Annotated in this window: 1 pseudogene; it reads left to right on the forward strand. The window is 44.2% G+C overall.

The window, feature by feature from the left end:
* Nucleotides 1–707, forward strand: a pseudogene (locus KIV40_RS24730) (IS110 family transposase); the annotation flags it as partial.
* Nucleotides 708–980: the final 273 nt, after the last annotated feature.

Raw genomic sequence — 980 nt, forward strand, 5'->3', positions numbered from 1 at the left:
GTTAAGTCTGTTGAACAACAAGACCTTAAAGCGATACGCAGTGTCTGTAAACGTTTGGTAGAAAACAGAACTGCCTTGGCGAACCAGATCAGAGGATTGGCTGCTGAATACGGGGGAGTATTTCCTCTCTCTATTAAAGCTTTACGAAGTCATTTACCGCTAGCTCTTGAAGACGCAGAGAATGCCCTTTCCCCAGTAATGAGGAACTTACGGCAAACTTTATACTGTGACTTTGTCAGTCTTAGCGAAGAGATAGATGAAATGACCCAAAGTGTCACCATGTTGAGTCAGCAAAATCCAAAATATGAGGCTATTCGGAATATTCCTGGGTTTGGTCCGATTTTGACAGCGGCGCTGATTAGTGAGGTAGGTGTTGGAAAAACCAATTCCAAAATGGTCGCCAGTTCTCAGCATGCTGTGGCCTAGTTCCAAAACAAAATAGTACAGGCGGAAAAAGTATTCTTGGCTCTCTATCGAACAATGGCAATCGCGAATTGAGAGCATTACTTATTCACGGTGCTCGCGCAGTGGTTCGGTGCGGAGCTAACAAAGCGGATGCTATGGGAGTATGGTTGAGAGGACTCATTGCACGCCGAGGAAAAGCAAAAGCGATTGTCGCTCTTGCAAACAAGCTCGGTCGGGTAGCATGGCACATCTTGGCGAAAAATAGTGAATACGATATTAATCAGGCATTTAAGCCTGTTTGACTAAAAACACTAAGTTCTAAGGAGATATCCTCAAGAAGCAACTGAGTTTGCAATAGCTGATGAATAAACGGTGAACCATCCTTACTACACTCTGATAACACAACGAGGTTATTGAAACCGAGGCTTTGAAAAGACAGTGAGGAGCGGATTACACCATGGCGCAGGTCACATAGTAGACCTAGAAAGACGTCGGATATATGTTAGCGACCGTATCATTGAATCAGTCATTGCATCCTGAGGTGCGTCCATATATGTTGCGTAATTCAGAGAGAA

Source organism: Vibrio sp. D173a, assembly GCF_030248475.1.